Source organism: Haloglycomyces albus DSM 45210 (assembly GCF_000527155.1).
Lineage (GTDB): Bacteria > Actinomycetota > Actinomycetes > Mycobacteriales > Micromonosporaceae > Haloglycomyces > Haloglycomyces albus.
In genome coordinates this window covers 1008959-1022467 of sequence record NZ_AZUQ01000001.1, presented here as the reverse complement: position 1 = coordinate 1022467, position 13509 = coordinate 1008959, and the positions used below count along the sequence as shown (strand labels likewise).

General features: G+C 58.5%; 8 protein-coding genes. 4 read left to right on the top strand and 4 right to left on the bottom strand.

Features of this window, described 5'->3' with window-relative positions; translation table 11 throughout:
* Nucleotides 1–5 precede the first annotated feature (5 nt).
* The 4 genes from HALAL_RS0104790 to HALAL_RS0104775 all read right to left on the bottom strand — a co-directional run bounded on the left by HALAL_RS0104790 (nt 6) and on the right by HALAL_RS0104775 (nt 4274).
* Nucleotides 6–992 carry a peptidylprolyl isomerase gene (locus HALAL_RS0104790; RefSeq protein WP_025272910.1) on the bottom strand — a complete coding sequence of 329 codons (987 nt, stop codon included), beginning with the start codon at nt 990–992 and terminating at the stop codon, nt 6–8.
* Nucleotides 967–2289, bottom strand: coding sequence for an MFS transporter (locus HALAL_RS0104785; RefSeq protein ID WP_025272909.1), 1323 nt, complete (start codon nt 2287–2289; stop codon nt 967–969). The genes HALAL_RS0104790 and HALAL_RS0104785 overlap by 26 nt, the downstream gene beginning before the upstream one ends.
* Nucleotides 2290–2536: 247 nt before the next feature.
* Nucleotides 2537–3622: an inositol-3-phosphate synthase gene (locus HALAL_RS0104780; RefSeq protein WP_025272908.1), complete on the bottom strand. Its 1086-nt coding sequence runs from the start codon at nt 3620–3622 to the stop codon at nt 2537–2539.
* Nucleotides 3615–4274, bottom strand: coding sequence for a PadR family transcriptional regulator (locus tag HALAL_RS0104775; protein WP_025272907.1), 660 nt, complete (start codon nt 4272–4274; stop codon nt 3615–3617). Before HALAL_RS0104775 ends, HALAL_RS0104780 begins: the two co-directional genes overlap by 8 nt.
* Nucleotides 4275–5053: 779 nt before the next feature.
* Here HALAL_RS0104775 and HALAL_RS0104770 point away from each other — a divergent pair.
* The 4 genes from HALAL_RS0104770 (at nt 5054) to HALAL_RS0104750 (ending at nt 13176) form a co-directional block, all read left to right on the top strand.
* A complete protein-coding gene (locus tag HALAL_RS0104770; protein ID WP_156937600.1) occupies nt 5054–8314 on the top strand; it encodes a transglycosylase domain-containing protein in 3261 nt (1086 codons plus the stop codon).
* Nucleotides 8315–9646: 1332 nt separating this feature from the next.
* On the top strand, nt 9647–11023 hold the full coding sequence (locus tag HALAL_RS0104760) for a hypothetical protein (RefSeq protein ID WP_156937599.1): 1377 nt from the start codon (nt 9647–9649) through the stop codon (nt 11021–11023).
* A gap of 30 nt (nt 11024–11053) precedes the next feature.
* Nucleotides 11054–12517, top strand: a complete 1464-nt coding sequence (locus HALAL_RS0104755) for a glycosyltransferase family 87 protein (RefSeq protein ID WP_084472071.1) — start codon at nt 11054–11056, stop codon at nt 12515–12517.
* Between the two features lie 323 nt (nt 12518–12840).
* Nucleotides 12841–13176 carry a hypothetical protein gene (locus HALAL_RS0104750; protein ID WP_025272903.1) on the top strand — a complete coding sequence of 112 codons (336 nt, stop codon included), beginning with the start codon at nt 12841–12843 and terminating at the stop codon, nt 13174–13176.
* Nucleotides 13177–13509 lie beyond the last annotated feature (333 nt).

Below are 13509 nucleotides of genomic sequence, written 5' to 3'. Positions count from 1 at the left end.
AGTTCTTAGCCGTCTTCACGGCGTCCCGTATCGGTGGTGTTCGAGGCATCGGCCCCCGGTACGGGTTCCGACGCGTCGTCGTCGGTCGGTTCCGGAGTGTCGGTCGATGCGCTGCTTTCGTCTCCGCCGGGTGCAGCGTCGCCGTTGGCCTCCACGTCCTGGAGATGTACTCCGGTGACGATGACCTGTTGCGGAGGATAACCCTCGTACAATTCGGACGGTGACGTGGCGGCGATGTCGTCCAAGGTACGGAAACCGTCGACGACCTGCCCTACGACGCTCAACTGCGAACTGGGGACGGCGCTTCCCCGCACTATGGTGAATTCACTACCGGCTTTCCCGGTGTCGTCCAAAGGCAGAGCGAGAACGTCTCCGACGAGGTTTCCGGAACCGTCCACCTCCGAACGGAAACGCCAGCCCGGCCCGAAGGTCGCTTCACCGTCGTCCGACCAGTCGTCCAACTCCTCGAGATGCGCCGAGGCGCGTCCGGGTTCGCCACAGTTCACGGTGGAGGTGGGCTGTTCGGGTTGCACGGTCATCCCGTGGCACGCGTGATTGTTGTAGAAGCCCGCTTCGGCCAGTTCGCTGAATCCCGCTACGCCGCACGGCGCCAAATCCCCGAACAACAACACTTCCAAGGGCCCGAAGTTCGTGTTCACCACGGCGATCGATCGGTCCGGAGGTGGTGACAGATCCGGCTCGGACGCCAGCGGTTCGGTGTCATCGGCCGTCACGGCTCCACAGGAACCGGTGGTCGCAATGGGTGTGGCCGCGTCAGAGGACTCGTCGTCGCCCACCGCGTACCAGGCCAGATAGACGACACCGGCGATGCTACCCAACGCCAGGATCAAGACGGTCAGCCCCGCGAGCGCGCCTTTCCAACCGGCGTTTTCGCGTTGCCATGGAGGAGTGGTACGAAAGGGGTTGGACGCTACCGGCTCCTCTTCCGGGGAGCGTCCGGGGCGTTCAGAGCGCTTTGCTGTGGTGCTCATGATGAGTATCGTACGGGGGTGCGTTTCGGGAGGCGTAGCCGTACCCCACTACGGTTATCAAGTACGCCAGCGCGACCCCTGCCAGCGTGCGAGGGGTGTAGCCGTCGCCCGGGACGAAGAGGGCCCCCAGAAACAGCCCACCGAGATAGCCGACGTTGTAAATCGTGTCGTTCAGGCTGAACACTCGACCTCGATAGGAATCGGCGACTTCGGTCTGGATGGAGGTGTCGACGGTGATCTTGATGCCCTGCGAGGCGATGTTGATGAAGATGACGGCGATGGCGAACATGGCGGGAAGCATGGTTCCCGCCAGGGCGGCGGCCATGATCGAGCAGGTAAGCGCCAATCCGAGCACCCACTGTCGGGGCCCGAACCATCGGGTAGCGCGGGGAGTGGTCAAGGCGGCCAATGCGACGCCGAGATTGCCCAGAACGGCGAGTATCAGCAACCACCGCAGGGAGTCCTCGCCGTTGGGGTGCAGATTGGGATTGTGGAAGAAACCGAAGAACAATACGATCGCCACAATGAAAACGATGCCGTAGAGCATGCGATGCACGCCCTGCAGAACCATGACCCAACCCGGTTTCGCGGCGTGCCGCAGGTAGCGCAGTCCTTCAATCAATCCCCGTGTCGTGTCCCGCACGCCTTGCCATATTCCGGAGGAGGGGCGCTCGCCTCCTTCGGGACCTAGAGCGGCGGGACGGAACGAGCGGGAGGCGACGGCGGCGGAGACGGCATAGCCGATCGCGGCCAGAAAGGCGAGGAAGGCATAGGAGAGTCCGCTGTGGAACAGCTGCGCGGCACCAGCGGAGGCGATGCCGAGTCCGAAGGCCACTGCCCCAAGGGTGGAGGCGGCCGAGTTGGCGGTGACCAGTTCCGGTTCGGCCACTACGTGAGGTTGCGCGGCGGTGAGACCGGCGAGGACGAAGCGGTTGAGGGCGAGAACCCCCATGGCGCAGACGACCCAGAACCATTCGAAGCCGATGGGCAACACCATCACCACCATCAGGGTGAGGGCCGCGCGGGTGAGGTTGGCGGCGATGGTGAGGTTGCGTCGGCTGAACCGATCGAGGACCACCCCGACGTACGGGCCGAGGAGAGAATAGGGTCCCACCAGAATGGTGAACGCGACGGCGTAGGAGAGCGGATCGGCCTGGATGTCGGGGTTGAAGAAGACGCTGAGAGCCAGGGAGGCTTGAAAAAGGCCGTCGGAGGCCTGGCTGGTGAGACGAACGGCCAGCAGGCGACGAAAAAGTGGCTGGGATATGGCTTTACGTAGATGGCCCTCGGTTCTCACAGGGCGAGGATAGTCGGTGACGTCCGACCGTGTACAGACTACGCGAGATTGTGCCTCGTCGGATGGGGTGACGGGCGGGGGCGGGTTTTGGTTTCACAAGTAACGTTCTCCGGTCGTGACGGTCGATGTGCCTTCACGACCGGAGTGGATTGAATTGCTCCTCCACCGATCGGCTGTGGTGAGGTGACAGCGTTGGTACCGGCGCGGTGACCGATGGCCTCCGAAGGCACCTGACCAGTGTGTCGATCTAGTCGGCGACGTTGGCTTTGACGCCGATGAACTCCTCCACGGCCGCGTGGGCCTCATTGTCGCTGTACTGTTCGGGCGGGCTCTTCATGAAGTACGAAGAGGCGCTGAGGACGGGGCCGGCATGGCCACGGTCTTTGGCGATCTTGGCCGCACGTAGCGCGTCGATGATGACGCCGGCGGAGTTCGGGGAGTCCCACACCTCCAGCTTGAGTTCGGCGTTAAGCGGAACATCACCGAAAGTGGTTCCCTCCAAACGGATATAGGCCCATTTTCGGTCGCTCAGCCATGGCACGTGATCCGACGGTCCGATGTGTACATCGGCGCCGCGCATTTCGTGCGGGATCTGGCTGGTGACCGACTGGGTCTTGGAGATCTTTTTGCTCTGCAGTCGCGTGCGCTCCAGCATGTTCATGAAGTCCATGTTTCCGCCGAAGTTCAGCTGATAGGTCTGATCCAGGCGGACTCCACGGTCTTCGAACAGCTTCGCCAGTACGCGGTGCACGATCGTGGCTCCGACTTGGGATTTGATGTCGTCACCGACGATGGGCAGTTCGGCGTCGGTGAACTTCTGGGCCCATTCGGGGTCGGAGGCGATGAATACCGGAAGCGCGTTGACGAAGGCGGCCCCGGCGTCGATGGCGGCCTGGGCGTAGAACTTCGCGGCTTCCTCGCTGCCGACGGGAAGGTAGCAGACCACCACGTCCACTTGGGCGTCACGCAGTTCCTGCGCCACGTCAACCGGTTGTTCGGTGGACTCCTCCATCATGTCGGTGTAGTACTGTCCGAGTCCGTCCATGGTGGGGCCGCGTTGTACGGTCACGCCGGTGGGTGGTACCTCGGCAAAGGTGACGGTGTTGTTTTCCGAAGCCACAATCGCGTCGGAGAGGTCGTGCCCGACTTTCTTGGCATCGACGTCGAAGGCGGCGACGAACTCGACGTCATTGACGTGATAGTCACCGAATTGGACGTGCATGAGGCCGGGGATGCGGTCGCCCGGATCAGCGTCCTTGTAGTACTCGACGCCTTGCACCAGTGACGAGGCACAGTTACCGACGCCAACAATGGCCACGCGAATTTTACTCATCGCGTTTGTCTCCTTTACTGATGTTTCTGCTTCCTTCAGTATCGTCCAGGTGTTCAGACTCGTAATGACGCGGACTGATCAGCCGGTCGCCGAGGTCACTGTGACCGAGGTTGTGATTCTCCTCTGACGCAATGAGCTCGTTGAGCCAACGCACCTCCCGTTCGGCCGTTTCCAAGCCGTAGCGTTGGAGAGCCAAACCGTAGGCGTCGAAACGCTCGGCCTTGCCTTTAAGGACGGAACTGAGCCGTTCCAGACGTTCCTGGACACGCTGACGACGCGCCTCCAGAATGCGAAGGCGGTTCGCCGGATCCGTCCGTGAGAAGAACGCCAAATGAACCCCGAACATTGCCTCATCGGCACTTTCCGGACCGGAATCACACATGAGTTCTTCAAAGTGCTCTTTACCGGCAGCGGTCAGACGATAGACCTTTCGGGCCCGGCGGCCGGTCAGAATACCCGCCTCGGCCTCCTGTTTCCGTGGCGTTTCCTCCTCAATCCAGCCTCGCTGACGCATGCGGCGAAGGGTCGGATACAGAGATCCATAGCTGATGGCGGCCCGAATCGCCCCCAGAAGCGACAGAAGTCGTTTCCGGAGCTCGTATCCATGCATGGGCGACTCGTGAAGAAGGCCCAGGATCGCCAACTCCAACATCCGTCCTCCTCAGGAGCTCTCCATGGCATGTCTGTCTACGTCGCCGGTCGGAACGCGATGCCCGACCGACCGGGCCGACCGAGGGAATCAGCGATGCCTTCGGACCGGCTTCGTTCGACGCTCAACCGATCGTCCGCTGGGGTCCTTGCCTGTTCGGTACTGGCAGGTCGGCTTGCCATGAGGCGGTGGTGGGTGTCTCAGAGCAAGTAACGCGTCCCGTAAGTCACACGACGCCGTGTCCGGAGGACGACGGGCCGTGCTCGCCGAGACGAGGTTCCCATATCGGTCTGATGTATCGAAGCGATATAACAATTGTACGGTACAAGCGCGTTTCGCGGCTGTCAACCGAATGTCGTCGCAACTTTGCATAAAACGAAAAATTTTAAGGTCGTCTATGGCTTGTAGTAGTCTGGAAGTTCCCCATGCCGCGTATGCCGTGTTTGGCGGCCTGAGTCGGATATAACAATTAGATAAGAAGTGCAACCTTCAGTCGCCGCCAGGCGTGGTAAATACAGGCGCGAATTCTGTGTCGATGACGCCACCGGACGGCGACGAGCCTGGAAGGCGAAGGGGTCACGGACTCAGTGGCCTGTCAGTTGGTTTTCAGGCTGCCTATGGCACACTGCTGTAAATTGACCGAAATTAGAATCCGCCGCTCCTGACTTCCCAGGGAGTGTTTACTACCCCGATGGAGTCCGGGCCGATCCCGGGCACCATGATTCGACCGGCGCAACCGACATCGTGACGGTTACGACGACCTATGTGGATGGTAAAACGTTATGACTGATTATGGTTACCGCCCTGACACCGGAGGCGACTCCAGCGGAGGCTCTCATCCGCGGGGCTCCTACGGTTGGGGTCAGGGTAGCGACCGCCCGGACACGGGACGGCACAGTACACCGCAGAACAATCCCGGTCCCGCACGCGGCGGGGCCGCGGTTCCACCGGCCGGTGGCAATGCCTCCGTGCCGCCCGGCAACCCGAACCCGTCGCCGGGCCGGGCCTCGGCAAGCGTCAACCCCAATCAGAGCGGCCGCGTCAGTGTCGGATCAGCAGGTGGTAGTTCTTCTGTGCCGCCTGGAGGCGGCCATGCTTCCGTACCACCGCCAGGAGGTGGCGGTGGTTCTGTACCGCCAAGTGGCGGCAGTGGCAATGGACCATCGGGTGCGGCGTCGTCGGGGCCGGAAGGGCCGGCGGGTTCCGGAAGCGGACGTGCCTCGGTAGGGTCCAAGCGTCCCGGTGCCATGAGTGAAGACGACCTCAAAGGCAAGAAAAAGAAGAAGCGCAAGAAAGTGCGTCGCCGCATCTATGCGGTGCTGATTGCCGTGTCGATCCTGCTTTTGGGCGCGGGAACCGTAGTCGGTGCGATGTTCTTCCAGAACGTGGAGACACCCGACGACACTCCGTACGGGGAGAACACGACGTTCTACTATGCCGGATACGAGGGAGAAGTCGGCGGTTACGGCGACGAGTTCCGTATTCTGGTCGACGACTACGACGAACTGCCCGATACCGTCATCTGGGCCATGTTGGCCTCGGAAGACAAGAAGTTTTTCGAACACGACGGTGTCGACATGAAAGGTACGTTTCGGGCGTTCATCAACAACGTGACCGGCGGGGAACAACAGGGTGCCTCGACCATCAGTCAGCAGTACGCCGGTGCGCTGGCCGATTTCCGCGACGACATCTCCTACGGCCGTAAAGCTCAAGAAGCGGTCATGGCGATGAAGTTGGAGAAGGAATACGGCAAGAAGGAAATCCTGCGCCACTACCTCAACATCGCTCCCTTCGGACGTGGCGCCATTGGTATCGGCGCCGCTTCCCAAGCCTATTTCGACAAGGACTACCAGGAACTGACCTGGGAGGAAGCGGCCTTTATCGTCATGCAGGTCAAAGCCCCCAGCGGGACCTATGATCCGAAGCTGAAGGACGAGGACGGCACCGTATCGGCCGAACGGTGGCAATACGTCATGGACAACCTCTGGGAGATCCGCGACGACAGTGGCATCACCAAGGAGGAATACGAAAACGCGGAGGTCCCGGAAACCGTCGAAATCGAGGGGCACGGCCCGACCTGGGGTGGAGACTCCCCAACCGGGTTCATCACCAACGAGGTTGACGGCTACGTCTTCGACGAACTGGAAGAACATTACGGGCTGACGAAGTCCGATCTGTACGGCGGCGAGAACGGCCCGGGCGGTTATGACATCTCTCTGACTCTCGACCCGGAAATCCAGAAATTGACTGAGGAGACGGCCAGCCGAGGCGACTTGATCAAAAAGAAGAATGAAGACGACGAATGGATCGGCTTTGACGGTGAAGTCGTCGATTCGAAGGCTGCCGCCGCTCCGAAATACTTCGAAAGCGACAAACTGACGTTCAACGACGAACCGCTTGAAATGCCGCGGTTCGAGAACGACAATGAGAAAGCGGCTCTGTATGACCGGCATCCGTCCATGGCCGACGCAGTGGTCGTCGTCGAACCAGGCACGGGCCGTGTGCTGGGGTATTACGGTGGCGACGACGGTATGGGTATCGACCGAGCGGGTATAGAAGGTGCGCAGCCGCCTTCATCGTCGTTCAAGATGATCACCGCTTCTTTGGCGATCCTTAATGAGTCGTCGATCGATTCCTGGTGGGACGGCAGTTCTCCTCGCGAATTCGAAGGGCGTACCGAGGACGACCCGGCTGGGCCAGTGCACAATGCGGGGGACGATGAACCCGACCGGGACCTCACATTGCAAAACGCTGTTAAATGGTCCTTGAACACCCCCATGTACGCCATCGCGGACGAATTCGGTGCCACGAACCTCCTCAAGGTCGCCATCGATATGGGTGTCGAGCACATGGAGCGTCCGGTCAAGGCAGCTTGGGAAGACGGTCAGGATATTACCGCCACCTTTGAATTCAGCGAGGACGGTACGCAATATGCCCTGCGCGGTGAAGCCAAAACAGCCGACGGCGAATGGAGCCTGACCGACAACGAAACCATCGACTCCATGGCCTACCTGGAATGGGCCGATCCGGATAATTCCAACGCGGGTGTGTACGCCACCGATGACGGTGAACCGGTCTGGTACGACCTGGACATGTCTCGGCAGAAATTCCCTTTCGACCGGGAAATTGCCTTCGGACAGTACGGAGTCAGCGTTCGTGACATGTCGGCGGTGTTCGCCACTCTCGCCGCCGACGGCGAGTACAACGAGACACATTATGTCGAAGAGGTCCGCGACCGTGACGGCAACGTGGTCAAACCCATCGACGACTATCGGAAAGACCAGGTACTCGACCCCGGTATCGCCCAGGACCTGCAAGAAGTCGGTTCCGAAATCGGTGGTGCCGGTGGAAATATCGGACGTCCCAAGACCGGTAAGACGGGTACCTGGGAAGCGCATGACGATTTCGGCTCCGACGCCAACGCCCACGCGTGGTACGCCGGTGCGATTCCACAGCTGTCCATCGCCGCCTGGGTCGGAAACGTAGGGTCGGACGTATTCCCGATGCTTAACAAGGACGGTTGGGCCATGGGGAGTTCATACGGTTCTGAACTGGCTCAACCAGTATGGTACGACCTCATGACTAAGGTCATCGATGCCAAGTCCTATGAAGTCGTCGATTGGAAACAGGCACCCCGAGTCGGGGACGTGACGGCCTTCGACATTGAGAACGAAGACGGCACCATCGACGCCGACAGTCCTTATTGTAGGACAGAGCAAGGCTCCCAGGATGAACGCTGTGTGAGCGAAGACGATGATGACGACGAATGTTCTGCGGTGGACGAATTCTTTGACCAATGCGATGAAGACGGTGAGAACGAAGGCGAAGAAGGGGACGGTCCCGGAAACGGTAACGGCCCTGGAGAGGAAGACGGCGGCAACGAGGAAGAAGATTGTGGATTCCTCTGTGACGGAGACGGAGACGGTGGCCAAGGCGGCGGTGAAGACGATCTTCCCGGTGGCGGCGAAGATAACCGCCAAGACGGACCCGGCGTCTTCGATGAGACGGAGCCTCGCTCTTCGCGAGAACTTCTGAACAACTGAACCAGCTGAAGTAAAGGGTCGCAATCGACATCGATTGCGGCCCTTTAAATTTGCGTAAAGAGCAAATCGAAGTGACACGTTTTGAGGGATATGCGGTTTTAATAATGGACCGTACATCGAATTCGTAGGGCTATGTGCAAATGAGTCTTGTCTGGAATATTAAACGGTCTTGGGTCCGATATCGGAGACATTACTGGCTTTATACGATCGGTATGCTATTCATACTGTATCTAGTTCGTCTATATTATCTATGGAAATATGGTGGATACTCGGCCCATGACCAGTGTAGGCGCTTTGGTGCCTCTTTGGATCCTGACTATTGGTGGGAACATTTCGATACCCAGGAAATTGGTCTACCCTGTAATGCGGAAGAGCACATAGGTCCCGTATTTTTGAATGAGTTGCTTCCCGTGCTGCTTGGTATTGGAATCGCAATGGTGTTCGGTCGGTGCCTATATCTATTGTTTCGAGTGGTATGGACGAGGTTTGAGTATAGAAATAGGGTTTACGACTCATAATATTGATCCGTCGCTTTAAGATTTCTGAGTAGTTTTACGTGGCATTAGTGCTGATGAGTTGAAGTCCGACATAAGAATCCTGTCCCTTATAAGGAGGGCCCTGCGTGAATATTGAGTAGGGGCGATTCGCGCAGGGGTTTCGGATGTAGAGATCGTTGAGCTGTTCGGAGTTTACACGAAATTGATTGACAACCGGCGGACCACGATCGAGAAAGACGGCGTGGAGATTCTCGATTCGGGGAAACCGGGCCGGCCGCTGGAAGCTGGGCAGTCTGCCTGGGATCGAGGTTCACCGATTGTGCTGATGGCCACGAATGCAGTGGTGTAGGAGGCCATCACGATATACCGGTACCTAGGCTCCACGTTCGGGCCTAGTAGGCATTGTCTCTGGACTTCATCGGATGCCGCAGCGCGTCCCGGCGACGGACATCAGTGTGAATATGGTCGGCCCTGCCGGAACAGACGCACAAGTAGTACGCGACTTCATGCGCCATCCACCCGAAGTACTTTTCAAAACGCCACATTCAGGAAGTCACTTGGTCGGCTGCGATGTCTTCGACATCCATTACCGTATACACCACGTCGTGACAATACGGACTGATTTGAATGAACGCCACTCTCAAACGGTTCCCATCAGAAGATGAACCATGCTGGGGCATAAGAGAACAACAACGAAGTCGTCAATACTCCACAGTTGCCTTAAATAGTCGCGCCGGCCTCTTCCCGATTCTGGACTAGGGCAAAGGCAGTATTTTTCACATTGTCGCAGCGGGATACGATGGTATTACCGTGCGCCTTACACGAAAGGACCAGTGTGAGTTATCCTCCCGCCCCACCGCCCCAACCTATGCCGCCGCAGCCAGGACCGGCGGGTGCGTACGGAACGTCGACGACCGGACCGGCTGGGCAACCGGTTCCCGGACAAGGGCCCGATCCGAGACTGCGCGACGAAAAACCGGGAACGATCAAAGCCCTCGTCGTGATGCTCTACATTTCAGCGGTCTTCTACCTGCTGATTGAGCTATACAATATATCGGTACTCATTCAATATCCCAATCCGCTTGGATTCGTCAGCGCCGCGATCGGGCTTTACGGTGTCGTGCAAGGATTGATCAACCCCGTTTATATCTCCCGAGGACGACGGTGGGCCTGGATTTGGTCGTTGATCGGGTCGATCATGGGCACACTAATCGGTTTGGTGGGCATCGTAGCCAGCCTGGCCATGCCTTCGGGATCGAACGGGCCGTTGGTTTTCGCCGTCGCGCTCGCCTATACCGCCTACTTTGGTACGTTCTTCGGCCTCTTGGTCAGCTCTTCGGCGCGCGAATACATTCTGATGCAACGCATGCGGCGTAGTGGCCTGACGGTGCCTTCCGGTGAGGCGACGGGGACGGACGGAAATGGAGAACCACAACGCCCGGAAAAGCGGCCCGGCGCAATCACTTTTGTCCTGCTTGCGATGACGTCGTTGATTCTCATCTCCATCGCGGTGTCCGTGTTCATGCGTCTTGCATACGCCGCCACCGGATACCGGGCCGAGGGTACGTGGTCGGACGCGATAGACACATGGCTGGAGGATGTGGCCGAGTTCAACGACTTCGTCATCGTTTCGGTCATCGTGATGGCCGTGATGATCGCGCTTCTGGTCCCGGCCATGATCGGATTGGCGAAAGGTAAGTTCTGGGGACGTGTCTATTCGGCCATCGCCCTCGGTATCTTGGTTCTCCCTTTCATTCAGCAGGTACTCTTCACTCTCTCGGAGAGACAGGACGAAGTCGATGCCGGCTCCTCTACCAGTGCGAGCGGCCAACCCTCAGACGGTGCCGAAGTCGCCACGCAGGCATTCACCGTCAATGTAGTCCTCCTAGGCATCGGTTTCCTATTGATTGTCCTGAGCTTTATCTTTCTATTCGGACGGTCTGGTCGAGCCTGGACTCCGGCCAAGCCGTCACCGTTCAAACAAATGCTTCTGGCACAGTCACAGCAGCAGGCAGGTCCTGGGGGAGCGTCGCAAGGAACCTATGGTGGTCCACAGCAAGCTCAGCCGCAGTATGGGCCTGCACCACAGGCTCCACCGCCGCAGTACGGTCCCACGAACGGGGGAACGCCACCGGCTCCTCCACCAAACCCCGGACCGCAACAGCCGCCGCATCAAGGGCACAATCAATATCCCTTCCCACCTCAAGGGTGACGGGAAGCTACTCCGTTAAGCTCGACGATGATGGATAAACAGAGGGCTTACCTTGAGGCGCCGACAGGCGATCGCAATCGACCCGTCGCGCCCTCCCGAACCGATCGTTTTGTGCGTTTCGCATCGCAACTCATCGGGGGGCCATTGGGAGCCCACGCGGTCGATCCGCCACGACGGCGTTTCTGGAGCCCGTTTTACGTGACCATGGCCGTTGCCATCGGGGTATTGGCCCTGGCCTGGCTACAGAAATCGCCGTGTGTCGACGGCGGGTGGACCGACAATATCCAGTACAGTTCCGGCTGTTACAGCGACGTCCGTGCCCTCTGGGGAGCCGAACGGTTCCATGAAGGCGCCGTACCCTATAAAGACCATCCGGTCGAATATCCGGTGCTCACCGGGTGGTTCATGGGCCTGTGGGGCCAGATCGCCTTCCAAGCGGAAACGATATTCGGAGTCAACGGCGGTGCCCTGTTTTTCAATCTCAACGCCATAGTGCTGGGAGCTTTGGCGTTGCTGACGATCACGATGATTTATTTGATGCGGACCCGGTACCGTCGCGACGGAGAAGCGTCCCGGCCTTGGGACGCAATGATGCTCGTCGCGACGCCGGTCATGATCGTGACCGCGTATGTCAATTGGGATCTCCTCGCCGTAGCGGGTGTGGTGGCGTTCTTTTTCTTCTGGCAGAGAGAAAAACACGTCACGTCAGGGCTTTTTCTGGGCTTGGCGGTGACCGCCAAGTTCTACCCCTTGCTGTTCGCCGGGCCGATGCTCGTATTGGCGCTCAGACGGGAGGGATTCTCTCAGGTTCGCTTGCGGCACACCCTGACGACACTCACCGTTGCCGCGTTCACCTGGACGTTGGTCAACGGCCCGGTGGCATGGCTGTGGCCCGAATCGTGGATGCGATTTTTTGAACTGAACTCCGAGCGCTACATTGACTGGGGCACTCTCTGGTACGTCCTCAAGGAAGTGACTCCGGTCGAGCAGTTCCACGACGTGGAGTGGGTCAATACGGCCTACTTCGTGGTCTTTGCCTTGTGCTGCCTTGGGATTGCCGCTCTAGCCTATTTCGCGCCGCGCAGGCCGGAGCTGGCGCAGTTGTGCTTCCTGGTTGTCGCCGCTTTTGTTCTCACCGGAAAGGTCTGGTCGCAGCAGTACGTTCTGTGGTTGCTGCCTCTGCTGGTACTGGCGCGACCTCGCTGGACGCTCTTTGTATTTTGGCAGGTCTGCGAACTGGTCTACTTCTTCGCCTTCTACGGCAAGATGTTGCAGGTGAGCACTGATGCGGAGCGCGGTATTAGTGAAGCGACGTTCTTGGCGGCGGCTGGACTGCGGTGGGTCGCATTGGCGGTGGTCTGTGGGTTTGTTGTCAGAGACGTACTTTCGAACTCCTATCGTGCGACTGGTAAAGGCGGATCTGAACCAACCCCCACCGACGCTGAAACGCCAAGCGAGACACCTCCTGATGCTGACTCCAAAGCGAAGGTCTAATAGCGGACAGCAATACGTTTGTCGATATTTATTGCGTGCTTTTCTCCCTGGCCGGGGTTGTAATAATGCTTGTGGGGCATTCGTAGAATGGAGCCGAATGCCATGGCGGCCATTGATGCTTGCGAGTACGATTCCCGTTGTTCAAATGGTCGGTCGCTATGAGCAACGCTTACTTGATGTAAGTGCCTTGTATCTATAGACGACTTGCTGGTGAATGCTCTTCAGCGCGAGAAGGGATTCAGCGAGTTGGTTGAACGCCCCTATTCGGAAGACCACCAAGGAAACTGAAACATGACCGCTAGTGAGGAAAGGCAGGCCCGGCGGTGAGTAGCGGTGAACGAAAACTTGACCCCGAAGCTTTGGAAGAATTTATTACCAAGGCACGCGAACAGATAGACGTTATTGAAGATGAGCTGGTCAAAAAGCTCCGTCCTGGTGAAGTGCTGGGAAAGCAACCGGCATTCGGGCACCTGGGTTCCTCGGATTCGGCACAGGAGACGTATGAAGGGTTTCATCGTTCGACCTGGGACAACCTACAGAACTTCAGGCTCAATCTCTACGGTCTGATCGATATTGCAGAGAAGGCTATTGAGAGTTCAAGGACCGATGAGGATGCGAGCCAATACGGCTTCAACAAAGCCGCTGACGACCTTACCTAATGGGGACAATGCTCTAGGAGGGGTTGTCGGCCAACCCTTTGCCGTTTGCTATGCCGCGAAACCTGCTTGTCGCCTACGCGACAAGTACCTAAGCCGTGAGCGATAACGGGTTGCCACATTGGGAGGACTGGGCTGCAATGGAATTTGTGGAGTGTTCGTAAAATGGGTGTGAGCGCCCTTGAGGCGAGTGACTCCTCCTAGGCACCAGGAGCGTTATCAGAAGGGACTGTCAATATAATAGTGATTGACATATACTCTGAGTATTTGCGCTGCAAGGTGTATGTACCGGTTGCGAGCGGTAACTTGGCGCTCGTGTCGGATCGGCGTGACGGT